23 protein-coding genes are annotated in these 22,998 nt (G+C 67.9%); 11 read left to right on the top strand and 12 right to left on the bottom strand.

Annotated elements, in window-relative coordinates; all coding sequences use genetic code 11:
- Positions 1–90: 90 nt before the first annotated feature.
- Positions 91–987: a UTP--glucose-1-phosphate uridylyltransferase GalU gene (gene galU, locus ACQ3HB_RS09415; protein ID WP_430919740.1), complete on the bottom strand. Its 897-nt coding sequence runs from the start codon at positions 985–987 to the stop codon at positions 91–93.
- Positions 988–1,136: 149 nt separating this feature from the next.
- Between galU and ACQ3HB_RS09420 the strand changes: the two genes are divergently transcribed.
- Genes ACQ3HB_RS09420 through mscL form a run of 3 tightly spaced genes read left to right on the top strand, consistent with a single transcriptional unit; the run spans position 1,137 to position 2,628 of the window.
- Positions 1,137–1,736 (top strand): 5-formyltetrahydrofolate cyclo-ligase, encoded by a 600-nt coding sequence (locus tag ACQ3HB_RS09420; protein ID WP_430919741.1) that lies wholly within the window; start codon positions 1,137–1,139, stop codon positions 1,734–1,736.
- 24 nt (positions 1,737–1,760) lie between these two features.
- Positions 1,761–2,129: an FmdB family zinc ribbon protein gene (locus tag ACQ3HB_RS09425; protein WP_430919742.1), complete on the top strand. Its 369-nt coding sequence runs from the start codon at positions 1,761–1,763 to the stop codon at positions 2,127–2,129.
- 52 nt (positions 2,130–2,181) lie between these two features.
- On the top strand, positions 2,182–2,628 hold the full coding sequence (gene mscL, locus ACQ3HB_RS09430; protein WP_430919743.1) for a large conductance mechanosensitive channel protein MscL: 447 nt from the start codon (positions 2,182–2,184) through the stop codon (positions 2,626–2,628).
- Positions 2,629–2,667: 39 nt separating this feature from the next.
- Here mscL and ACQ3HB_RS09435 read toward each other — a convergent pair whose 3' ends face one another.
- From ACQ3HB_RS09435 to ACQ3HB_RS09445, 3 genes are all read right to left on the bottom strand, one after another.
- Positions 2,668–2,889, bottom strand: coding sequence for a hypothetical protein (locus tag ACQ3HB_RS09435; RefSeq protein ID WP_430919744.1), 222 nt, complete (start codon positions 2,887–2,889; stop codon positions 2,668–2,670).
- A 2-nt stretch (positions 2,890–2,891) separates the two neighbouring features.
- The gene (locus ACQ3HB_RS09440; RefSeq protein ID WP_430919745.1) at positions 2,892–6,593 is read right to left on the bottom strand and encodes an AAA family ATPase; all 3,702 of its coding nucleotides are present in this window, start codon (positions 6,591–6,593) and stop codon (positions 2,892–2,894) included.
- 193 nt (positions 6,594–6,786) lie between these two features.
- The gene (locus ACQ3HB_RS09445) at positions 6,787–7,998 is read right to left on the bottom strand and encodes an ROK family transcriptional regulator (RefSeq protein WP_430919746.1); all 1,212 of its coding nucleotides are present in this window, start codon (positions 7,996–7,998) and stop codon (positions 6,787–6,789) included.
- Between the two features lie 192 nt (positions 7,999–8,190).
- Between ACQ3HB_RS09445 and ACQ3HB_RS09450 the strand changes: the two genes are divergently transcribed.
- Positions 8,191–9,360, top strand: a complete 1,170-nt coding sequence (locus ACQ3HB_RS09450) for a glycosyltransferase family 4 protein (protein ID WP_430919747.1) — start codon at positions 8,191–8,193, stop codon at positions 9,358–9,360.
- 18 nt (positions 9,361–9,378) lie between these two features.
- Here ACQ3HB_RS09450 and ACQ3HB_RS09455 read toward each other — a convergent pair whose 3' ends face one another.
- Positions 9,379–10,377 (bottom strand): Gfo/Idh/MocA family protein, encoded by a 999-nt coding sequence (locus tag ACQ3HB_RS09455; protein WP_430919748.1) that lies wholly within the window; start codon positions 10,375–10,377, stop codon positions 9,379–9,381.
- Positions 10,378–10,558: 181 nt separating this feature from the next.
- Between ACQ3HB_RS09455 and ACQ3HB_RS09460 the strand changes: the two genes are divergently transcribed.
- Positions 10,559–11,035 carry a LysM peptidoglycan-binding domain-containing protein gene (locus tag ACQ3HB_RS09460; RefSeq protein WP_430919749.1) on the top strand — a complete coding sequence of 159 codons (477 nt, stop codon included), beginning with the start codon at positions 10,559–10,561 and terminating at the stop codon, positions 11,033–11,035.
- A gap of 39 nt (positions 11,036–11,074) precedes the next feature.
- Here ACQ3HB_RS09460 and ACQ3HB_RS09465 read toward each other — a convergent pair whose 3' ends face one another.
- Positions 11,075–12,514 (bottom strand): CitMHS family transporter, encoded by a 1,440-nt coding sequence (locus ACQ3HB_RS09465; RefSeq protein WP_430919779.1) that lies wholly within the window; start codon positions 12,512–12,514, stop codon positions 11,075–11,077.
- Positions 12,515–12,714: 200 nt separating this feature from the next.
- On the opposite strand from ACQ3HB_RS09465, the gene ACQ3HB_RS09470 reads away from it, so the two are divergent.
- Positions 12,715–14,436, top strand: coding sequence for a sensor histidine kinase (locus ACQ3HB_RS09470; RefSeq protein ID WP_430919750.1), 1,722 nt, complete (start codon positions 12,715–12,717; stop codon positions 14,434–14,436).
- Positions 14,433–15,101, top strand: a complete 669-nt coding sequence (locus tag ACQ3HB_RS09475; protein WP_430919751.1) for a response regulator — start codon at positions 14,433–14,435, stop codon at positions 15,099–15,101. Before ACQ3HB_RS09470 ends, ACQ3HB_RS09475 begins: the two co-directional genes overlap by 4 nt.
- Before the next feature lie 44 nt (positions 15,102–15,145).
- Here the strand turns inward: ACQ3HB_RS09475 and ACQ3HB_RS09480 are convergent, their stop codons facing one another.
- The 3 genes from ACQ3HB_RS09480 to ACQ3HB_RS09490 all read right to left on the bottom strand — a co-directional run bounded on the left by ACQ3HB_RS09480 (position 15,146) and on the right by ACQ3HB_RS09490 (position 17,641).
- Positions 15,146–15,430, bottom strand: coding sequence for a hypothetical protein (locus ACQ3HB_RS09480; protein ID WP_430919753.1), 285 nt, complete (start codon positions 15,428–15,430; stop codon positions 15,146–15,148).
- 511 nt (positions 15,431–15,941) lie between these two features.
- On the bottom strand, positions 15,942–16,640 hold the full coding sequence (locus ACQ3HB_RS09485) for a ScbR family autoregulator-binding transcription factor (RefSeq protein WP_430919754.1): 699 nt from the start codon (positions 16,638–16,640) through the stop codon (positions 15,942–15,944).
- A 191-nt stretch (positions 16,641–16,831) separates the two neighbouring features.
- Positions 16,832–17,641: a helix-turn-helix domain-containing protein gene (locus ACQ3HB_RS09490; RefSeq protein WP_430919755.1), complete on the bottom strand. Its 810-nt coding sequence runs from the start codon at positions 17,639–17,641 to the stop codon at positions 16,832–16,834.
- A 161-nt stretch (positions 17,642–17,802) separates the two neighbouring features.
- Between ACQ3HB_RS09490 and ACQ3HB_RS09495 the strand changes: the two genes are divergently transcribed.
- Together ACQ3HB_RS09495 and ACQ3HB_RS09500 are read left to right on the top strand one after the other, a co-directional pair.
- Entirely contained in the window at positions 17,803–18,867 is a 1,065-nt protein-coding gene (locus ACQ3HB_RS09495) for an ABC transporter substrate-binding protein (RefSeq protein ID WP_430919756.1), read from the top strand.
- A gap of 285 nt (positions 18,868–19,152) precedes the next feature.
- A complete protein-coding gene (locus ACQ3HB_RS09500; RefSeq protein ID WP_430919757.1) occupies positions 19,153–19,485 on the top strand; it encodes a DUF4234 domain-containing protein in 333 nt (110 codons plus the stop codon).
- A 94-nt stretch (positions 19,486–19,579) separates the two neighbouring features.
- Here the strand turns inward: ACQ3HB_RS09500 and ACQ3HB_RS09505 are convergent, their stop codons facing one another.
- The 3 genes from ACQ3HB_RS09505 to ACQ3HB_RS09515 form a co-directional block, all read right to left on the bottom strand.
- Positions 19,580–20,128 (bottom strand): OsmC family protein, encoded by a 549-nt coding sequence (locus tag ACQ3HB_RS09505; protein ID WP_430919758.1) that lies wholly within the window; start codon positions 20,126–20,128, stop codon positions 19,580–19,582.
- A gap of 621 nt (positions 20,129–20,749) precedes the next feature.
- Entirely contained in the window at positions 20,750–21,526 is a 777-nt protein-coding gene (locus tag ACQ3HB_RS09510) for a DUF2510 domain-containing protein (protein ID WP_430919760.1), read from the bottom strand.
- A 40-nt stretch (positions 21,527–21,566) separates the two neighbouring features.
- Positions 21,567–21,896, bottom strand: a complete 330-nt coding sequence (locus tag ACQ3HB_RS09515) for a DUF2510 domain-containing protein (RefSeq protein ID WP_430919761.1) — start codon at positions 21,894–21,896, stop codon at positions 21,567–21,569.
- 145 nt (positions 21,897–22,041) lie between these two features.
- Between ACQ3HB_RS09515 and ACQ3HB_RS09520 the strand changes: the two genes are divergently transcribed.
- Complete coding sequence (locus ACQ3HB_RS09520) at positions 22,042–22,320, top strand: hypothetical protein (protein WP_430919762.1); 279 nt, start codon at positions 22,042–22,044, stop codon at positions 22,318–22,320.
- A 391-nt stretch (positions 22,321–22,711) separates the two neighbouring features.
- Positions 22,712–22,978, top strand: a complete 267-nt coding sequence (locus ACQ3HB_RS09525; protein WP_430919763.1) for a hypothetical protein — start codon at positions 22,712–22,714, stop codon at positions 22,976–22,978.
- The last annotated feature ends 20 nt before the right edge of the window (positions 22,979–22,998 follow it).

The following is a 22,998-nucleotide window of genomic DNA, read 5'->3' on the forward strand; positions in this document are numbered from 1 at the left end:
CACTCGCCCGGAACACCGCAGGGCAGCCGATCGGATCGGCCGCCCTGCGGGTGGTTCGGATGGACCTCGCGGCATGGTCGCCGCCAGCGGTTACTCGCTGAGCTTCGCCGAGAACTCCTTGAGCCACGGACGCAGGTCCGGGCCGAGGTCCTCGCGGTCGACCGCGAGCTGCACGATCGCCTTGATGTAGTCGAGGCGGTCTCCCGTGTCGTAGCGACGGCCGCGGAAGATGACGCCGTACACGCCGCCCGTGCCCTCGACGTCGCCCGCCATCTCCTGGAGCGCGTCGGTCAGCTGGATCTCGCCGCCCTTGCCCGGCTCGGTGTGCTCAAGGATGCCGAAGACCTCCGGCTTCAGGACGTAGCGACCGATGATCGCGAGGTTCGAGGGAGCGTCCTCCTTGGCGGGCTTCTCCACGAGGCCGGTCACTCGGACGACGTCGGGGTCGTCGGTCGCCTCGACGGCGGCTGCGCCGTACATGTGGATCGTGTCCGGGTCGACCTCCATGAGCGCGATGATGGTCGCGTTGCGACCTTCCTGCTCTTCGAGCATGCGCTCGAGGAGGACGTCGCGTGCGTCGATGAGGTCGTCGCCGAGGAGGACGGCGAAGGGCTCGTCTCCGATGTGGCGCTTGGCGCGCAGCACCGCGTGGCCGAGGCCCTTCGGGTCGCCCTGGCGGAGGAAGTGGATGTCGGCGAGCTCGCTGGACTCGTTGACCTTCTCGAGGCGCTGCGTGTCGCCCTTCTTCGCGAGGTTGAGCTCGAGCTCGGTCACTCGGTCGAAGTGGTTGGCGAGTGCGTTCTTGTTGCGGCCGATGATCATGAGGACGTCGGCGAGACCGGCGTTGACGGCCTCCTCCACGACGTACTGGATGGCCGGCTTGTCGACGACCGGCAGCATCTCCTTGGGCATGGCCTTCGTCGCTGGCAGGAATCGGGTCCCGAGCCCCGCGGCAGGGATGACGGCTTTTGTGATTCGTGAGGTCATGGGCCGACCCTATCGGTCTTCCGTGTGCGACAGAATGCCCCGCGCACCCCGTACAGGGGGTGTATTGTCCGGTTCGCGGACAGCGAACCACAATGACGGACAGCCCGCCAGGTCCGGCCTCGGCGCCGTTGGCGCTTAGAATGGCTCCCATGACGAGCCCGGCCGAGCACGAGAAGCGCGCACTGCGCGCCGAACTCCGCGAACGGCGCGAACTGATGACGTCGTCCGAGAAGGAACGCGCGTCGATCGGACTCACCGACAATCTCCGTGCGCTCGTCGAACGCACGGGCGCATCCTCGGTCGCGTGCTACCTCTCCTCCCCCAGTGAACCCGACACGCGTCCGTTCCTCCGCTGGGCCCAGGAGCGCGGGATGCGCATCCTCTTCCCCGTCACCCGGGCCGACGGCCTGCTCGATTGGACGGTCGGCGAAGCCGGCATCGAGACGGAAGGCTTCGCCGGGACACCGGAGATCGAAGGCGAACGACTCGGCCCCATCGCGATCAACGACGTCGATCTGATCCTCGTGCCCGCCGCAGCCGTCGACGGCACCGGGCTGCGCATGGGTTGGGGTCGCGGCTACTTCGACAAGACGCTCGGCTCCATGGAGCAGTGCCCGCCCGTCTACGCGATCCTCTACGACGGCGAAATACTCGACCAGGTGCCCAGGGAAGTGCACGACGAGCCGGTCGGCGGCGCAGTCACCCCGACCAGGATCCTCGACTTCACCCCAGCGCGCCCGCGCCGCTGATTCAGCACACCTTCAGGAGATCACGTGCCAACCTACGCTTACCGCTGCACCGAGTGCGGCAATGCCTTCGACGTGCAGCAGGCGTTCACCGAGGACTCGCTCACCGTCTGCCCGTCGTGCGGCGGCAAACTCCGCAAGCTCTTCAGCGCCGTCGGCGTGACGTTCAACGGTTCGGGCTTCTACCGCACTGATTCGCGTGCAGGTGCGTCGAAGTCGTCCTCGGTGCCCGCATCGTCGTCGTCCTCCGACTCCGGTTCCTCGTCGGGCGGTTCCTCGTCCAGCGGATCGAAGTCGGACTCCGGCTCGTCGAGCAGTTCCAGCAGCGGCTCGAGCGGTTCCTCCTCCAGCAGCTCCTCCTCCGCCCCCGCGTCGAGTGGTGCCTCCAGCAACTGAGCGGCTAGCGTAGAGCGGAGTCGGATCCATCCGCTCCACTTGGAAGGTGCTTATGCTCAAGGGATTCAAAGAGTTCGTCCTGCGCGGGAACGTCATCGATCTCGCCGTGGCCGTGGTCATCGGCGCAGCGTTCACCGCAGTCGTCAACTCGCTCGTCGAGAACATCTTCAACCCGCTGCTCGGTGCGCTGTTCAAGTCGGACAGCCTCGCCACGGCGTTCGTCGTCGAGATCCCGACGCTCACGGGCGAACCGGCCAAGGTCGCCTTCGGCGCGTTCATCGGCGCACTCATCCAGTTCGTGCTCGTGGCTGCGGTCGTCTACTTCGTGATCGTCGTCCCGATGAACCACTTCAAGCGGGTCACGACCAAGCCGACGGTCGCCGACGAGCCTGCCGCTCCGAGCGAGCTCTCGCTCCTCACGGAGATCCGCGACCTGCTGAAGACCGGCGAGTCCTCGCCGCTGCCTCCGGCGCGCGACGACACGACCGACGGTCGCTGACAACCGTTCCCGAACGACACGGGTCACGTCCCGCCGCACTCACCAGTGCGGCGGGACGTTCCGTTTGAGCTCATCGTCGTTGCCGCCTGTGGACGGCTTCGCTCCGCCCCAGGCCAGATCAGTGTCCTCGGACGCCTTCACCGGCGCACTCGGCAGCTGCGGTTCAGGATCGGTGCCTGGAGCCCCAGGGCGCTGGACGCGACGAGACCGCTTCGAGCGCACGATGGGCGCCTCAGCGGGCTCAGGGCCCTGATCGGTCACGATCAGTGCCGCGGGACCTGCACCGGGATCGGCGCGGTGTCGAGGTGTTCAGTCGTGTGGAGGCCGAGGACGGCGGCCACGCGCACAGCGACGGCTTCCGCATCGGCGAACAGGTCGAAGCTGTGGACGCGGACGTAGTGCCAGCCGAGGCGGCGCAGGACGTCGGGCCGGAGGCGCAGCGACTCCCGGAGACTGGTCTCCGCCAGCTGCGCATCGCACTCGACCACGACCGCTCGGCCGTTGTAGGCGGCCACGAGCGCGAGCTTGCCCCGGTAGCCCATGTCCACGCGCATTCCGAGCGTCTCGAGGCGTGTGGCGAGGTCGACGAGCATCGGTTCCGCTTCGTGGGTCGCCTGGTCTTCAGCGGCGCGACGGGTCGTGTCGGTGAGGATCCGCGCGAGCGCGAGGATGCCGTGCTGCACGCGGGCCTGGTCGAGGTCCTCTGGCCGCATGCACGACACGATGACCATCGAGCGACGGGCACGGGTCATGCCGACGGCGAGCAAGCGGTCCCCGCCGGGCTGACCGAGGGATCCGAAGTCCGAGAGGACGCGGCCGTGCGGCGTGAGGCCGTAGCCGATCGAGAAGATCACGCGGTCGCGGCTCTCGGCCACGGACTGCTCGAGCGTGAGGACCGTGAACGGTTCGGCGCGCTCCCGCAGCAGGAAGTCGGAGAGGTCGGCCCTGCGTGCGAACGCGGCCAGGACGGCCTGCTGCACGCGCACGGCGTGCTTCTGGCTCGCGGTGACGACCATGAGCGATTCGCGCGGACGGTTCGAAGCGTGTTCGAGGACGAGTTCGACGACGCGCTCGACCTCGACGTCGACGCTCTCGATGGCGCCCGTGACGGGGTCGGGCATGCCGAGGCCGCCCGGCACGTAGTCGAGGCTCAGGCTGCCGTGGCCGAGGAATGATCCCGCCCACGGGAGCGAGTCGATCTGGCCGCCGTAGAAACGCTCGTTGACGAGCTCGGCGAGGTCCTCGCCGCCCGCACGGTAGCTGCGGGTGAGCATGAGGGTCGGGAGCACGGCGCTCAGACGTTCGAGTGCCGAATCGCGGTGCAGCTCGCCGTGGTCCGCGCCGTGCTCGACCGGGTGGTCGATGTCGTCGACGCCGATCGTGAACGGTGACGGGCTCTGCGTGACGGGGTCGCCGAACGCGACGACCTGGCGTGCGCGGCGGATCGCGTCGACGTTCTCGGCGAGGAGGGTCGCACCCGCGTCGACGAGGAAGACGGCGTCGAAGGTCGCCGCCTCCGGGATGCGGGGCACGTCGTACGGCGAGACGAGCCATACGGGAGCGAGGATGCGCGAGAGCGTCGGAGCGGCGGATTCGAGCTCGCCGGAGGAGACCTGGCCATCGCGCTTCAGGAGGGTGCGGAGCGCCATCCCCTCGGCCGGGTGATCGACGAGACCGATCTTCCAGGTGTCCGCGAGAAGCGATGCGAGGAGCTGACCAGAGGCCGAGGCGTGCGCTTCGTCGACGAGGCGGAAGTCGGACTCGAGGCGTTCGACGACGGTCGTGTTGGCGCCGAGCAGTCCGCGATCCTCCATGAGGACGTGTTCGAGCATCGACTGCCACCAGGCGAGTTCGAGCTCGTCTGCGAGGCGAGAGGCCGGTACGTGGCGGTCAGAGAGGTCCACGAGGAGGTCTCCGAGACCCTGCTCCCGGAGGCCGGCGAGGATCGCCGTGCGCTCCTGCAGGTTGTGGAGCACTTCGGACTCGGTCGCGAGTTCGGAGATCGTACGGACGAGCGTGGGGATGGGCAGGCGTCCGAGGCGATCGGGCGTGCCAGCGATGCCGAGCGGCTCGTCGACGCGCTCGAGGTCCTCCGCGACGCGCTGGTACGCCTGCTCGACGTCCGCGATGCCGATCGGCACCTCCGGAGGCGCACCGGTCGTCACGTAGCGCTGCCACAGCGTCCGCTGCTGCTGGATGCGGCGGAGCGACCCGTTCATGTCCGGGACGTGGGCGCCGGGGCGCAGGTATTCCTTGGCCAGGGCCTTGAGCCGGCGTCGGCTGGCCGAGGACATCGCTGCGGAGTCCTTGCGCGAACTCGTCGCCACGATGAGGTCGGCGAGCGAACGGTCGAACACGTCCGGCTGGAAGCGGTCGAGCGTCTCACGGATGTCGGCGAGGAGGCGCAGGTAGATGCCGAGCTCGTCGATCGATTCGAACGGGCGCATCTGCGTCTGCCCGATGAGGTCGTACGCGCGCTGCAGGAGCTGCGGGAGGTCCTTGCGGTGCAGCTTCTTCGCGAGCTCGTGCGTGGCCTTCGCCTCGTCGGTCGTGTCGAACGATGCGCCGTACCAGGGCGAGTCGCTCGGACCGTACTTGAACTCGCCGAGCGATGCGGCCGCTTCGAGGGCTTCCGCAGCGCGATCGCGGCCGGCCGCGAGCCGGATGAGCGAATCGCGGTCGAGGCGGATGAGTGTGCCGGGCGGGGTCGGCAGCTTGGAGAGGCGTGCAAGGGCGTCGAGGGCGTCGACGACGGACACCCGCAGATCGGGATCGGTCGATGCGACGGACGTCCGGTAGTCGAGCAGCACACGACGGAGGCGGACGAGGGCGTCGTCCACTTCGCCGACCTGCGGCGGCACGGCGCGTTCGTTGCGCGTGATCGCCTGGATGATGTCGCGACGGAGGCTTCCCGGAGAGACGCAGAGGCCGGGCAGACCGACCTTGTCGAGACGGTGGCGGATGCCGTCGAGCGTGGAGCGGCGCGGGCTCACGACGAGGACGCGCTTGTGCTGCGCGGCGAGAACGCCGATGGCGTTCACGATTGTCTGCGTGCCGCCCGTGCCGGGGAGCGTGGTCACGACGAGGGAGTTGCCCGCGCCGATCTGCGCGATGACGTTCTCCTGCTCGACGTCCGCGTCCAGGAGGAGCGTGTCGGTCGACGGCGGGCGATCGTCCTGTCCGGGGGCGTCGACCGGCTTGAACCCGCTGCGCACGAGGCGACCGGCTTCGTTGTCGCCGGCGACGGCGTCGAGGATGGAGTGGTTGAGCTGCGCGGCGTCCTCGAGGAGCGAGTGCCCGACGGCTCCGAACGACGACACGAGCAGGCGGGGCTGGACACTGAACCAGTCGAGGCCGGACGCGAGCATCCGCAGGCGGTCGATGACGGGCTGCGGCTTGAACACGCCGCCCGATTCGCTCAGCGCGACGAACTCGTCGGCGTCGAAGGTGATGCCGAACTGCTCGCGCAGTGCACGGACGAGTTCGGGGTTGGCGTAGGTGCCGCCGCGCAGCTTGACCTCGAAGTCACGGCCGTAGCGGCGGATGGCGAGCGGGCGCAGGAGCACGGGGGCGCAGAAGTCCTCGCCGTTGTGCTTCCACTGCGCGAGTCCGACGGCGAGGTGGACGGAGTCGATGCCTCGGACGGTGGAGAGCTCGATGCCCTTCGTCGTGATGCGGTCCGCAGCACGCTTCGCGGCGCGGAGGGCGATCTCGTCGCGGATGAGGTTCGAGAGCAGCGTGGACTTGCCTGAGATGAACTGGGGCAGGCCGCCGGGGTGGGTCGAGCTCAGTTCGACGCGCGTGCTCGGCGCGTCGACGAAGTGCAGGAGGGGCGACGGTCCGCCGACCTCCTCGAGCTGTCGGCGCCATCCGGCGAGCGCGGTCTCGACGACGCCTGCCGCGGGCGCGACATCGCCGTCGGGGAGGGCAGCACCCTCCGACACGCGCTCGAACTCTGACGTCACGTTCGCGTCATCCCGTCTCTTCTCCAACCGCCACACACTTGCACCCTAGACGCCAACTGAGGAAATACCCGGCAATCATCACGGGTTTTCGTCGACTTGGCCCCCGAATCCGGGTCAGACGCGATCGAAGGGCCCGATCTCGGCCGCGTGCGGTCCCCGGCGGCCCCTCGAACAGTGCCGGCGCCTCCGGGGTTCAGGACACACCGAGGATGCCGGAGAGGACCATGACGGCGGTCCCGCGGAGCACGATATCGCTGCCCTGCTCGGTCATCCGGAGCCGCACTCCGCCGTGGAATTCGGTCATCGTACGCGCTTGCACGGTGGCCATCGCCGTGTCCATGAGCACTCCGGCGAGGAGGTCCTCCGGTCCGCTCAGGACGATCTCCGAGAGATTGAGCGCACCGACGATCGCGGCGAGCGAGATGCCGAGACGGAGCCCCGCCGCCGCCAGGATCTCGGCGCGTCGCGCGTCGGTCTCGTCCGCGGGAAGCCCAGCGGCCTCCGCGGCATCGATGAGGCCGCGCAAGTGCGGGACGGCCAGCCAGGCCTCTAGGCAACCGCGCTTGCCGCACGCGCATTCCGGCCCACCGTCCGTGCCGACGACGACGTGCCCGATCTCGCCCGCTGCGAACCGACTGCCGAACATGAGCTGGCCGCCGACGAGCAGTCCGGCGCCGACGCCCTGGCTCACCTTGACGAGCATGAGGTCGCTCGCGCCGCCGCCGAAGGAGTACTCGGCGAGCACGGCGGCGTTGGCGTCGTTGGCGACGAGGACGGGGACCTGTGCGACGCGTTCGATCGCGCCCTGGAGGTCGACGTCCTTCCACTGCAGGTTGGGGGCGCTGCGGACGACGCCGGAGACGTCGACGATGCCGGGCGAGCCCACGCCGACGCCGAGCACCTCGACGCTCGTGAGCGCGAGCAGCGCTTCGGCGAGCCCCACCGCCTTCGCGATGGCCTCGTCCCCCTTGGCCCCTTCGAGCGCCACGTCGCGGGCGACGACGATGTCACCGTCGAGCGTGAGGACGGCGCCGCGGAACACCCGCGTGTCGGAGAGGTCCAGGCCGACGATCTGGAACTCGTCGCGGTTGATGTCGATGAGCGTCGCCGGCTTGCCGGGTCGCGCGGATTCGCGCAGGCCGACCTCGACGATGAGGTTGTCGGCGATGAGCGAGGCGACGAGGTCGGAGATGCTCACCCGGGTGAGACCGGTGGCGCGGGCGATGTCCGCCCGGCTCATGGCTCCGCTCGCGAAGAGCGTCTGCATGACGAGAGCGCGGTTGTGTCCGCGCGCGTGCTCGGGGAGGACCTTCGCGCTCGGGCGGAGGCGGCGGCCCGGAGCGTACGAGAAGGTGTCGAGGCGCTCGACGCCGCTCTCCCCGTCCACGTACCCTCCGACACTCATAGAGCCAAGTAAACCAGTCCGGAGGCGCTTCCCCCGCTTCCGCGGAACCGATTGCAGCGCGTTTCGCCCGACCGACCCGAGTCGGTCGATCGGCCCATTCAACGTACCGGTCCACCCGCTCGTCACCAGATGGTCACCGACACGTCCCCTCCAGGGCACCGCTTCGCCGTGCCGCCGTCCGACCATGGTCCCGTGAGGATCGCAATCGTGGCCGAGTCGTTTCTTCCGCAGATGAACGGCGTCACCCACTCGCTCCTGCGGGTCATGGAACACCTGGCGGAGCGGGGCGACGACGTCCTCGTGATCGCCCCGAGCGGCGGGCGGGACACCCCGCACCAGCACGGCTCCGCCCGCGTGGACGGGCTTCCCTCGTTCGCCCTCCCCCGCTACCGCAACGTCAGGCTCGCGGCGGGCGGCGTCCGGCGCATCACGACGCTCCTCCGCGGCTTCAGCCCCGACGTCGTCCACCTCGCTTCGCCGTTCGTCCTCGGGTGGCGCGGCGTGCAGGCGGCCGAACGGCTCGGCATCCCCACTGTCGCGGTGTACCAGACCGACGTCCCCGCGTACGCGGTCCGGTACGGCTTCCCCGCCGCGGAGCCGCTCCTCTGGCAGCACGTCGAACGCATCCACCGGCGCGCGACGATCACGCTCGCCCCGTCGACGCACGCGCTCGCGCAGCTCAAGGCCCACGGCGTCGACCGGTTGCGGCTGTGGGTGCGCGGCGTCGACGCGGTCCGGTTCTCCCCGACGAAGCGGAGCCTCGCCTGGCGCGACGCGATCGCCCCGGCGGGCGAGCGAATCATCGGCTACGTCGGCCGGTTGGCCGCCGAGAAGCAGGTCGAGGACCTAGCCGTGCTCTCGGCCATCCCGAATACGCGGCTCGTCATCATCGGCGACGGGCCGCTGCGACCGATGCTCGAACAGAAGCTCCCCGGAGCAGTGTTCGTCGGGTTCCTCGGTGGCGATGAGCTCGCGACCGCGATGGCGAGCCTCGACGTCTTCGTGCACCCCGGTGAGTCCGAGACGTTCTGCCAGACCATCCAGGAGGCGATGGCGTCGGGCGTGCCCGTCGTCGCGACGGGTCGCGGAGGCCCCGTCGATCTCGTCGATTCGAGCCGGACGGGCTGGCTGTACGAACCCGGCCGTCTCGAACAGTTGGCCGGATTCGTGCGCGACCTCGTGGGCGACGACGTCAAACGGGCGGCCTTCGGCTCCGCCGCCCGCGCGAGTGTCGAAGCGCGCACCTGGAAGAGCGTCAGCAGCGCCCTCGTCGGCCACTACAGCGACGCCGTCGAGCTCCACGCGGGCGCCTCGACGATGCTGCCCCAGCCCCGTCGGCGGTTCGCGCGGCGCCAGGGCTGAAGGGCCGACCGCCCGGCGCTACTCGGTCGGGTAGCTCACGCCGATCTGACGACGGATCTCGTCCATCGTCTCCATGATGCTGATCGTCTCGGAGACGGGCAGGCGTGCGCCGCTCAGCTCACCGGACGCGACGATCTGCTCGAGCTCCCACGCCTGGTACTGCATGCCGCGGCCGGCGACGTCGGAGGTGTAGCTCTCGATGACCTCGCCGTCGGGACCGAGGACGCGGAAGTCGGCCGGGTCCTGCCAGGTGCGGTCGATCTCGATCCACGCCTTCGTGCCGACGATCGATGCGCGGTTCGGCCCGGGGGCGCGGCTCGACGAGAGCGTGACGGCCGTCGCACCGCCAGCGTAGGTGAAGAGCGTCGTGACGTCCGTGTCGGTGCCGATGTCCTGGATCGTCGCGGTCGACTGGATCCGTTCGGGCGTGCCGAAGAGGTCCGAGGCGAACGAGATCGGGTAGACGGCGAGGTCGAGGAGCGCTCCGCCGCCGAGTGCGGGGGCGTTGATGCGGTGCTGCGGGTCGGTCGAGAGCAGCTGGTTGTGACCGGCCGTGACGTTGCGCAGTTCACCGAGCGTGCCGGCGGCGATGATCTCGCGGATGCGGTCCATGTGCGGGAGGAAGCGGCTCCACATCGCTTCGAGGACGACGAGGCCCTTCTCTGCGGCGAGCGCCACGACGGCCTGCGCCTCGGCGGCGTTGAGGGTGAACGGCTTCTCGATGAGCACGTGCTTGCCGGCGTTCAGCGCCAGGATCGCCTGCTCGGCGTGGAAGGGGTGGGGCGTCGCGATGTAGATCACGTCGACCTCAGGATCGGCGACGAGCGACTCGTAGCTCGTGTGCACGTTGGGCACGGAGAACTCGGCAGCGAAGTCGTCGGCGGTCGCCTGCGAGCGCGAACCGACGGCACGGACGTCGAAGCCGTGGAGGACGAGGTCCGCCGCGAACGCCTTCGCGATCCCGCCGGGTCCGAGGATGCCCCAGCGCAACCCGTTCGACTGCGTGCCGTTCGTCATGTGTTCTCCCTTGAATCGTGTGGGAAAAGCCTACTGGAGCGGATGCTCGTCGCCGTCCGTCCGGGCGGACGTCCTCCTTCGGGGACTCGTTCAGTCGAGCGCCCCGATCTATGCTTGTCCCGCACTGTCGCGATTCCGGATGCCGAACCATCCGACGACGGCGCCATGTGGGAGGGACATGATGAGCACGTTCGCACACCGTTCGGCGGGGGTGGTCGTGGGGGCGATCGTCCTCGGCACCGCCTTGACCGCCTGCGTCGGGGAACCGCCGAAGCCTCCCGTGACGATCGTCGTCACCGAGACGGCGACACCGACGCCGACTCCGACTCCGACCCCACCGCCCGCGGCCGCCCCACAGCCGGCCCCGGAGCCTGCTCCCATCGTCCCGAACGATCCGGCGAAGCCCGCGGAACCGCTTCCGGAGGGTCCCGCGTTCGATCTCGGCGCGATGCCGGGCGCCCAGGGGCCCGTCACGACGGACGGCGACGGCAATCCGCTCTCCTACACGGTCGTCTCCGGTGATGCGTTCTTCGAGATCTCGCAACGCTTCGACGTCCCGCAGCAGCAGCTCTTGCGGATGAACCCGTCGATCCCCGGTCTCGGACTCGACATCTACATCGGCGACGTCATCAACCTCGACTGGACGACGACCAAGTAGCTGTGGAGATCGGGTGGCGGGGAGGTCGGCGGGTCACCGTCAACCGAACGGGATCGCTCCGACGAGCACCCCGACGACGAGCATCAGGACCGACACGAGCGCCGCACGCCACAGGACCTTCTTGTGGTGGTCGCCGAGGTTCACGCTCGCGAGCGAGACGAGTAGCAGGATCGCCGGAACGAGCGGGCTCTGCAGATGGACGGGCTGACCCGTGATCGACGCCCGCGCCATCTCGACGGGCGTGATCCCGAAGTTCGCCGCGCTCTCCGAGAGGATCGGCAGGATGCCGAAGTAGAAGGCGTCATTGCTCATGAAGAAGGTCATCGGGATACTGAGGACACCCGTGATGACGGCGAGGAACGGACCCAGCGCGTCCGGGATGATCGCGACGAGCCAATCGGCCATCGCCGTCACCATGCCCGTGCCGTTCAGCACGCCGATGAGCACACCGGCGGCGAGCACCATCGAGACGACGCCGACGATGCTCGGCGCGTGCGCGACGATCTCCTTCGACTGCTGCGCGAGCTTGGGGAAGTTGATCAGGAGGGCGATGCCCGTGCCCACCATGAACACGTAGGGCAGCGGAACGAGGTCGAGGACCAGGAGCACCATGACGGCGATCGTGAGAGCGAGATTGAACCAGATCAGGCGAGGGCGGAGCGTGTCACGGTCCGGGTCGAGCATCGTGTCTGCCATCGCCGTGTCGTCCGGCCGGACGAGCGTCGCGAGCGATCCGCGGCGCGGACGGGCGAACGACGTCGCCATGCCGCCGGTCAGCGGTGCGGCGGCCGATCCTCCACCGGAAGCCGCCGCAGCGATCCCGGAACCGCCTGAACCGCCGGAGCCGAGGCCCTGCCCGTTCCCGAGGCCCTCGCCGAGCATCCCGAGCGCACCGACCCGCTTCCGCTCCCCCAACCCGAGGATCCAGGAGAACGCGAAGACCAGGACGAGCCCGGCGGCGAGCGACGGCAGCATCGGCACGAAGATCTCGGTCGGCGAGACCCCGAGGGCGGACGCGGCCCGCACCGTCGGTCCGCCCCACGGCACGATGTTGAGGGTCCCGTTCGCGAGACCGGCGACGCACGTGAGGACGACGGGGTTGAGACCGAGGCGCAGGTAGATGGGGAGCATCGCCGCCGTCGTGACGATGAAGGTCGTCGAGCCGTCACCGTCGAGTGAGACCGCGGCTGCGAGGATCGCCGTCCCGAGGACGATCTTGGCCGGGTCGTCGCCGAGCGCACGGACGATGAAGCGCACGAGCGGGTCGAAGAGCCCCACGTCGATCATGATCCCGAAGTACATGATGGCGAACATGAGCAGCGCGGCCGTCGGTGCGAGGTTGCCGATCGCTTCGAGCACCATGTCGCCGAGGCCGAGACCCGCGCCGGCGAAGAGCCCGAAGATCGTCGGGACGATGATGAGGGCCACCATGGGGGTGAGCCGTTTGGTCATGATGAGCACCATGAAGGTGAGGATCATCGCGAATCCCAGGATTACCAGCACGTCGACTCCTTTGTCTGAACGGTGGACCGTCGGTCCGGTGTCAGGCTAGGCGAGCCGGTCCTCGGCGTCGTGCTATTCCGCGTTCGGCTCGGATCTGCCGATTGACGCACCTTGTGCGCATTGTGCTCACGGCCCGCCGAGCCGTCGACGGACGTCCTCGGCCGTAGCATCGGAGAATGGTCGACGTCGACACGCCGAGACGGCCCCGCCTCCGGTTCGCCACGCACGTGCTGCTCCTGCAGCTGCTCGTGGTGACGGTCGTCATCGCGATCGGGAGTGCGATCTCGATCTGGGCCGGGGTGCAACGGCTCGCGCACGAAGCGCAGTCGACGGCGCTCGCGATCGCGCAGAGTGTCGCCGAGGACGTCGATGTCCGACGCCAGGTCACCCTCGAGTCCCAGGACGACGGCGAACCGGACCAGGCGGCCCTCGCCCGTGGCCCGCTCGTCGACATCGCCGACGCCGTCCAGGCCAGGACGGGAGCGCTCTTCGTCGTGATCACCGACGACCGCGGCATCCGCCTCGCCCACCCGGACGAGGCCCAACTCGGTCAGCACGTGAGCACGAGCCCGGACGCGGCGCTCCGCGGTGAGGAGACCGTCTCGTGGGAGACCGGAACACTCGGTCCGTCGGCTCGCGCGAAGGTCCCCGTCTACGCGATGGGAGCGACCGAGCACGGTGCGGAGGATGTCGTCGGCGAGATCAGCGTCGGCCTCGCGCCCCAGCGGGTGTTCGGCGACGTCGTCCGGGACGTCATCCCGATCGCACTCGGCGTCATCGCCTCGATCCTCGTCGGCATCCTCGCCTCCATCCTGATCAGGCGTCGGCTCAGCCGATTGACCCTCGGCCTGCAACCGGAGGAGCTCTCTGCGCTCGTCCAGAACCAGGCGGCCGTGCTGGGAGGCGTCGGCGAGGGAGTGCTCGCGGTCTCGCCTGGCGGGATCGTCACGGTGTGCAACGACCAGGCCGCGCGACTCTTCGGCGTGGGGGACAGCGTCGGTCGACGATTCGACTCGCTCGGTCTGCCAGCCGTGCTCGCGGAGCTCGTCGGCGGTTCCGGGGACTCGGCGGAGCCCGTCCAGCTCGTCGTCGGTCAGCGTGTGCTCTTCGTCGACGTGCGGACGGTCTTCCACGACGGCTCAGATCTCGGCCGGGTGCTCGTCGCCCGCGACCGCACCGACGTCGAGGCGCTCACCCGTCGGCTCGATGCGGTCGCTGCGATGACGACGGCGCTGCGGGCGCAGCGCCACGAGTTCGCCAACCGGCTCCACACGATCTCGGGGCTGCTCGAACTCGGTCAGGATGAAGAGGCGCGCAGCTACCTCGCGAACGTGCTCGACCACGGGCCGCTCAAGTACCCGGTCGAGCACGCGGATCGGTTGACCGAGCCGTACCTGCAGGCGTTCATCGGCGCGAAGGGCGTCGAGGCCGCCGAGCGCGGAGTGCTGCTGACCCTCGGTTCCGAAACCCTCGTGTCCGGATCGCTGTGCGATCCTGAGGACGTGACCACCGTGCTCGGCAATCTCATCGACAATGCGATCACAGCCGCCGTCGCCGGGCGGGCCAGACCCGCCTGGGTCGAAGTCGAGGTCCTCGACCACGGTTCCGAACTGCACCTCTCCGTCATGGACTCCGGTGACGGCGTCGATCCGGATCCACAGCCGTCGCAGCTCGGCGACGGCGACGGCGGCGGCGGCGGCGGCGACGATCGTGTGCACGGGCTCGGCCTCGGGCTCCCACTCTCCAGGGACGTCGCACGCCGCCGCGGCGGAGACGTCTGGCTCTCCGATGCCGGTGTCCGCGACCCGGCCGACGGAACGCCCCTCGAGCGCGCCCACGGCGCCGTCTTCTGCGCACGCCTGCCCGGCGTCATCGTTCCGCAGGAGACGCTCCGATGAGCGCCGCGACGGACCTCCGGGTCCTCGTGGTCGACGACGACTTCCACGTGGCACGTCTCCACCGTGAGGTCATCGACTCGGTCGCGGGGTTCACCGCGCTCCCCTCGGTCGGCTCGGCCGCCGCAGCTGTGGAGGCAGTCGTGGGCCTTCGACCCGACCTCGTCCTGCTCGACGTCTTCCTCCCCGATCGCAGCGGCCTGGATCTCCTCCGTGAGCTCGACGTCGACACCGTCGTGGTGAGTGCGGCGACCGACGGATCGACCATCCGGCGCGCACTCCGCTCTGGCGCACTCGGCTACCTGGTCAAGCCGTTCCCGGCCGCGCTCCTCACCGACCGACTCGGTGCATACGCCCGCTTCCGCAACATCCTCGCGGCGGAGGCATCACACGATCAGGAGTCCGTCGAACGTGCCCTGCGCGTGCTGCACTCCGGTGACGCCAGGGGCGTCGCCCGCTCACGTTCGGCGACGGAGCAGTCGGTGCTCGATGCCGTCACCCTCGCGAGCGGTGAGCTGTCCGCGGTCGACGTGGCCGAGCTCGTGGGCGTCTCCCGTGCGACGGCGCAGCGCTACCTCGCCGGCCTCGCGGCGAACGGTCTGGTGCGGGTGCAGCTCCGATACGGGACCGCCGGTCGTCCGGAGCATCGCTACGCTCCTGTGGACTGACGGGTCCCGATCAGTCTCACTCCGGCAGTCTCACTCCGGCAGCCTCACTCCGGCAGTTCGTCCGCCATCTTGGCCCACATCTGGATCGTGGTGGGCGATGCGTGGCCGAGTGCCGCCTGCAGGGCCTTGAACTGGATGCGCAGCGCCCTCGCATCGCGTGTCGCCCTCGGGAGTTCCTCTTTGACGACCGCGTCGCGGAGGTCGCGGAGCACGATGAGTCTGGCGACGGCCTGATCGATTTCGCTCGGCTTCCCGTTCCCCAGTTCTTTCGCGCGGCGTTTCGCGAGGGCTGCGACTGCTCGTTCGAGCTCGGGTTCCAGACGACTCATGCGACGATCCTCTCACCGCGCCCGCCACCGCGCGAGCACCCGCCCCGGTCGTGGGCACAACTCAGGAACATCTGCACAATTCAGGATGATCCGGCGCGACACGCCAGCCGTTCATCCTGAATTGTGCAAGGAGTCCTGAATTCTGCAACGGGTTTACGGCTGGGCGATCCCCCCATGACATCGCCCAGCCGGATGTGACGCTCAGTCGTGTCGGCTCTCCACCGCGCGCTCCCCAGCACGCGTATGGAGTCCAGGCCCCCCGGCCAAACAAACTGAGTCAATCACCCGACTTAGCATAGGCGACGAACGACGGAATGCCCAGAGGGGTTGCCATAATTCTTCGTCAGGCAGATGAATTCTTCGGAAATCAACGGATCGACGAGGCACATCGTCGACCGGTGGGCTCGCCATGCATCAGCCGTGGCACACGCCGCATCAACCCAGGCGTCGGCTCCAGTGTCAACCGCCGTGCCGCACGACTCCTCACCGGCGCGACGCGGCCCGAATCGCTCTACGCGGGCTCGACCTCGGCGCTGGCCGCGCTCAGCAGATCGGTCGCGTCGGAATCCTCGGAGAATGCTTGCTCGACGAACGCGGAGACGTCGGCCTGACGCTCCGGCACAACGATCGCGAGCGTCAGGACGTTCCACATCGTGCGCAGGGCGGACAGGAGGTCCTCCCGCGAGGTGAGGACGTTCGAGACGAGCTGCGCGCCGGTGAAGTACGAGACGACGGAGCGGCCGAGTTCATCGGAATCGATGTCGGAGCGGAGCTCGCCTTCCGCGACGGCGGCGGCGAGTTGTTCTCCGACGGAGCCGATCCAGTCACGGTAGAACTGCGTCGTGGGGACGGACAGCGTGCCCTGGTCGAGCGAGAGCCGAATGCCGGCGCGCACCACGGCATCGGTCACGAGGTGCTGGGCGATGACACGCGATGCGGCGATGAGTGCGAGGTAGGACCCGTTACCGGCGCCGACCTCGGCGAGCGCCGCGAACGTTCGAGCGTTCTGCTCATTGATGACAGCGAGCGCCAGCTCTTCCTTCGACGGGAAGTAGAAGTACATGGAGCCCTGCGTCGTGCCCGACTCGCGCGCGATGTCGGAGAGGCTGGCGCCACCGTATCCGACGCGGTCGAAGACGCGGGCAGCACCTTCCACGACGGCCTGACGGCGCGCGTGTCCGCGCTGCTGTTGCGGCTTGCGTTCTGGCATGGCGACGGTATCCTTCACGTTCTCGCTCCAAGCGTAGCGAGAAGATCGGCAGATAATCGACAAGCGTGAGCCATCACGGCACCTTCATATGGGATACACGGGCTTTCATCCTGAAATCGATCTCATTGATGACACCCTTTTCAGGGTCATCATCGCCGAAACGAGCAGAAACATGCGACTCGGGCGCGCGTTCAGAGCCCCCGCTGCTGGCGCGCATACGCCGCGGGAGTGATCCCGAAGGCCTCACGGAACGCTCCGATGAACCCGCTCGGCGTCGCATATCCGACCCGCGGCGACACCCGTTGCACAGGCTCCCCCTCGGAGAGCATCCGCACGGCCGCACTCATCCTCGCCCGCGTCCGCCACTGACCGAACGTCCTGCCCGTCTCCGCGACGAAGAGACGACCGAGGGTCTTCGCGCTCACATCGGATCCCGCTGCCCACTCCGCGAGGTCGCGAACATCCGCCGGATCGGCGAGGACGGCCTCCGCGACGGCCCGGGCTCGCGGGTCGCGCGGCAGGGCGAGTGCATCGTGCAGATCCGTCGCCGATGCGAGCACATCGAGCAGGAGGTCGTGACACCGCCGTCGCCGCGCAGGATCCGGGCTCGCGGATCCGAGGTGCGTGAGCAGTGCGGCTCCGAGGGGGTCGAGCGGAAGGACGCGCGGCTGGTCCCATCGTTCGCCGTTCGGACGCAGCTCCGGGCTCGCGTACACGCTGATGAGCTCGGGCGAGGTGAGCAGGGTCATCTCGTGCGTGATGCCGGCGGGCAGCCAACAGACATGCCCCGGGTGCAGATGCCACCGCTCCCCCGCGACGACGACCTCCATCGTTCCACGGGGTGCCCAGGCGAGCTGGTCCTCTTCATGGGCATGCGGCTCGAAGCGCAAGGTGTCGTCGACCTCGGTTCGAACCGCCCAGAAATGTCCCGGTGTCCGTTCAGAACGATCCGCGACCCGTTCGACCGCGGTTTCGCTTTCGAAGTACGTCTGCATGGACATCAACTCGTCTCTCTGGGCGGATCCCTGTCCGTTCCAGACGATGGCGGGCGCGGTTAGGCAAGGCTAACCTGTACGAGCCTCCGGAGCAATGTCCCGCCTCGACACCGACAGCGGCACCGCCCGGGCATCGCCCGACTCCCGTTCCAGACGAAAGGGTCCGCATGGCCCACTCCCCTGCCCCAGCACGCCTCGCGCGTCGCCTCCGATCTGGACTCGCCGCCCTCGCGGCCTCGTCCGTTCTCGCCGTCGCCCTCGCGGGGTGCTCCACGTCCGGCGGAGCCGTCGAAACGACCTCGGGCACCGGCGGCGCCACCGATTCCTTCCCCGTGACGGTCGAGCACCAGTACGGGTCGACGACCATCCCAAAGGAGCCGGAGCGTGTCGTGGTCGTGGGGATCACCGAGCAGGACATCCTGCTCGAGCTGGGCGTCGTTCCGATCGCCGTCACCGAGTGGTACGGCGAGCAGCCGTCCGCGACCTGGCCCTGGGCCGCCGAGTTGCTGGGCGGAGCGACACCGACCGTCCTCGAGACCGCCGACGGCTTCCAGTACGAGAAGATCGCATCGCTCCGCCCGGATCTGATCATCGGGACGAACGCCGGCATGCAGAAGGAGGACTACGCGAAGTTGTCGAAGATCGCTCCGACCGTCACGAACAAGAAGGGTGCCGAACTCTACTTCTCCGACTGGCAGGACCAGACGCGTCAGGTCGCGAAGGCCGTCGGCCGGTCGGCGCAGGGTGATGAGCTCATCACTGGCGTCGCGGACGCATATGCCGCTGCAGCTGCCGCGCATCCGGAGTTCGCCGGGCTGACGGCGAGCTTCGCTCAGGGCGTCCCGTACGAGAACAACCTCTGGGTGTACCCGGACGGTCTCAACACGGACTTCCTGACGGACCTCGGCTTCACGATCACGCCGGGCCTCGAGCAGTACGCCCCGAAGCCCGGGCAGCAGGCGCAGATGTCTCCAGAGAACATCGATCTGATCGAAGCAGACGTCGTCGTCTTCGCCACGGAGAGCCCGGATGGCATCGATGAACTCCTGTCGTTCGGCACGCTCGCGAACCTCGGCGCCGTGACCGAGAACCGTGCCGTCTACACCGACGCGATCCTGTCCGGCGCCATCTACTTCCTGACGCCGCTCAGCCAGAAGTACGTCATCGAGAAGCTGGTCCCCCGGCTCGTCGATGCCGCGGCGGGGAAGGCGCCGAAGAGCACGGAGGGGTGATCCGAGGGGTGATCCTGCGGGCGGTCCAGCAGGTGTCAGGATGTTCCACCTGATCAGTGCACACTGTGCAACTCGGTGGTCCGCCCGATTCCACTATGCTCGTCCAGGCGGATCCCTACGGTCCGCCCATCGCGTGGGGGAACGCGAACGGGAACGCTCATCGGCCGCGAAGATTCGCGTCGCCGACGCGTACCGGTTCGGCTCTACGATGCTCCGGCTGCCGGAGCATCGTCGCCGTCCCTTTGCGCGCACTCACCCTCGATGACGCTCTCGAAAGGCGCCCCCGTGAAACGACGCAGTCCCGCAGCCGTGTTCTGGCTTCCCATCATCACCTTCGGCATCTACTTCATCGTCTGGTACGCGAAGACGCGTGGCGAGCTGAAGGCTCAGGGCCAGTCCGTTCCCACGACCTGGCTGTTCATCGTTCCGATCGTCTCGTTCTGGTGGCTCTGGAAGTTCTCCGTCGCCGCATCCAATGTCTCCGGCAAGAGCGCGGGCGGCACCTTCGTGCTCCTGCTGCTCCTCGCGAACATCGGTCAGGCGATCGTGCAGAACGGTCTCAACAAGCGCCAGGTCGCGCCCGTCGCCGTCGCCGAGTCGGTTCCGGCCGTCGCGTAACGCGCAGCACCGCCTCAGCACGACAGCACCAGCACAAGGGCCCACGGCTCGGACGTCCCGCGTCCGCGTCGTGGGCCCTTCGGCGTCGGTCCGGTCAGACCTTCGAAACCGAGACGTCCACCGGCGTCGGGTTCTGGAACAGGTCGAGTACCGGGCAGTGGGCGTCGACCGCGGCACGCAGTTCCTGGTAGCGCTCGGAGGACTCGGGCCCGGTGATGCGGATGTTCAGACGTATCGTGGAGAACCCGGGGCGGACCTCGTCGGTGATGCCGAAGAGGTTGCGCACGTCGAGGTCGCCTTCAGCGTCGATGCTGATGTCGTCCACCCGGATGTCGAGCGCATTCGCGTACAGGCGGTAGACGACGATCTGGCAGGAGATGAGCGCACCGAGCGCGAACTCCACCGGGCTCGCCGCCACGTCGTCGCCCGCGAGCGCGGCGGGCTCGTCCACGATGAAGCGGTGCTTGCCCGCGGTGATCGCACTCGCGACCGACCCTTCACCCGAACCGGACACCCGGTAGGTGAGCGCTGCGCTCGACGGTGCGGACGCGATGCGCTCGCCCCACGAGGCACCGGCGGCATTCAGGCGTTCAGCGCGTTCGGCGGGCAGGACTGGGGGGACGTCGTTCGTCAGAAGGGTCATGGAGACAGCTCATTCCATCCCCGGCGCTGGCGCAACGAGCGTCGTCACACCGCGTCATCGAAGCGCCCCGGCGAAGGTGATCCGGGCCTCGCGCGATCGCTCCGCCCGCGGATACGCGTTGCTCGCGGAGCGCTGACGTCATACGGTGATGTGCTGTGCCCCTGGAGGGACTCGAACCCTATTGGCTTCCTCGCCACAGCGAGGAAACCGCGGAATCATACGGATTCTCGATGGCTGCTCAATCATTACAACCCGCCTCAATCGGAGTGGGTCTGAGGAATTGTGGGCAAATTATGGGCAGGTCGGTGCCCAAGGTCGGTGGCTTGTCATACGCTCACCCCATGACTGAGAACCCTTGCCCCGAATGTGGAAGACCCCGCGGGACCAGCCAGCGGTATCTGGGCCAAGACAAGTTCGGCGACCTAGTTCTTGGGCCAGATGAGCCAAGCTTGTGGTGCGAGCCATGCCATATCGGCATCGACCCGGAATCGGTCTGGCCCCGGCCGCGGCTTCCCCAATTCGATGGCCTACCCACGACGGCGTGCGGCTTCGCTGAGATGCCAGACGGCACCCTGATCCCTCCCAGAGATCAGTACTGACTCAGGGAGGGACCGGCGTCGGTTAGTACGCGAGGAAGTCGGTCACCTGAGGGGCGTCGTTCGTCCCACTGACGTAGCACTCGATGACGACATCGCGTTTGGCGTTGTACTCGTTCTTCACGGTCGCCGTGACCTTCAGGAACCACTGGTCTTCCTGCAGTGTCTCGCCGAGATTCCCGACGAGCCAGTGCGCCTTGAAACCGTACGGGTACTGGGCGTCACCGTAGATGTCGCACGCTGAACGGGCGTAGGTGGACTCGAGTCCCTGCGATGTGGTCGCTTCGGCCTCTGGTGCGGCCGGTGCGGGCTTGGAAACGGTGAGGGTGACCGTCGATCCCTCTTCGGCTCCTGCGCCCGCATCCGGCGACTGAGCGTCTACGGTCCAGTTCGATGCCAGAACCACGGCATCCTCTCCTCCGTCGAACTTGACGACGAAGCCAGCCGCGGTCAGTGCGTCGCGGGCGACATCGCCAGTCTGCCCGATGACATTGGGGACGGTGACCATGGCGGAAACGGGTGACGCGGTTACTGTCGGCCTGCTCGCCTCTGACCCTGCACGCGACCCGATAGCTCCGACGATGGAAACGAGAACGAGCGCGGCGACCACGATGCCCGCGATCACGAGCGCCTTCTTCGGACCGGGCTTCTGCAGCGCAGCGCTCACGTCAGACCGCAGTGGTTCTTCGACCGGCGCCGGAGTCTCGGGTGGCGCCGGCGCGTAGTGCTCCGTCCATGCCGTTCCGTCCCACCATCTCTGGTGTCCGGATCCATCGTCGTACCATCCTGGTGCTGAGCTCATGCCGTCAGCTTATCGATCGCCCGACTTTCGACGATGGCTGTTACTTCTTGGCCCTCTTGTCGGCCTTCGGGCGGCGAAGTGTTGCGGTCGTGTAGGAGCCGAACCGGTGCTTCTCGGAGACGATTTCCCAACCGTCGTTGAGGAACTTGTGGAGCGTCTTGATGCTCGTGGGGCCCATCTGTCTACCGGGGATGTACTGGATCGTTTTCGTCTCGTACTTCACCTGCGCGGCGACAACAGGCTGAGGAGCGACGGGTGCCGGCGGTTGAGTGGGCGGCGCGGGTGCGTAGTCGTTCGTCCACTGTGCGCCGTCCCACCAGCGTTGACGTCCTGAGCCGTCGTCGTACCAGCCTGCAGGCGTGTCGCTCATTGGTGTCCCCTCGGTAGTTCGTCTCCGAATGGTATCGGCTGGCGCTGTAGCGGAGGTAGGTGATTGACGCTTCTGTGCCCTGCGCACCCCTGTTTAAGCACCGTCGTCTCTTTTAATGCGGCGCGTCGTTTAATACGCTCGCGCAATGAGTCTCACCAGCACCCCCTCTTCTCGTGCACTGATCTGGGTTGTCGTCGCAGTCGCGGCCGTCCTCCTGCTCGCAGCTGCAGCGTTCGGTGCGACGTCCGCGATCAACACCGCGATCGACGACGCGTATAACCGGGGCGCGGCATCTGTCACGCGCGATGACGACGTCCTGCAGGAAGCCTTCGACAAGGGCATGGCTGCCGGTGTCGAGTATCAGGAGTGGTTCTGCCACAACGAAGTCACCGTGTCTGCGCCGAACGGTACGGTTGCCCCGTGACTCTCGCCTCTGACGTTGAACGGAACCTCCTCGACTCATGGCGGATCCCGAAATTCGCTGCCGGGATGCTCGGCGAGAACGGCCGGGACGCGAGGATGCTGAACTGGCGCATCGCTGGCGTCGTGAATGACGGGATCGGTAGCATCCGTGCGGTCCTGAACGTCCCGTCAGGGTCCACGAATCAGGCAGACGTGTCATTGCTCGCCCGACGCATCTTCACGCTCTCAGCGGTCGCCTGCGCCGCGCTGATGGAGGTTCACGTGGTGACATCAGACGGCGAACTAGTCGGCATCATGAAACGGGCTCGCCGTTCAAGTTTCAGTCGCCGAACTTGAACTGAGGCACGCGGATCCAAGCGGCAGTGTCGGCCCCTTCCTCTACACTCGCCCTCATGTCTCGCCCCAAGCCGATCCGTTTCGACGTCAACACGTGGTTGGTGATGCGTGGCGACCCGGTCCTTCCGAAAGCGATCATCGAACGCCGCAAGGACCGCCGCGGGCAGGACGTGTACTTCGTGCTCTCGTGGGACCTCGACCCGGGGAAACGAGTCCTCATGGGGTCGAAGGCATCACTCGAGGACGCGGACTCGATGGTGCTATACGACGTGCCGCAGAGCGGGTTTATTGACGGCCCACCGAACCAGCCACGGAACCGGTGACCGGGAACGCACGAAACAGC

Origin of the sequence: Plantibacter lichenum (assembly GCF_050587525.1) — a bacterium.
In the GTDB taxonomy this organism is placed as follows: domain Bacteria; phylum Actinomycetota; class Actinomycetes; order Actinomycetales; family Microbacteriaceae; genus Plantibacter.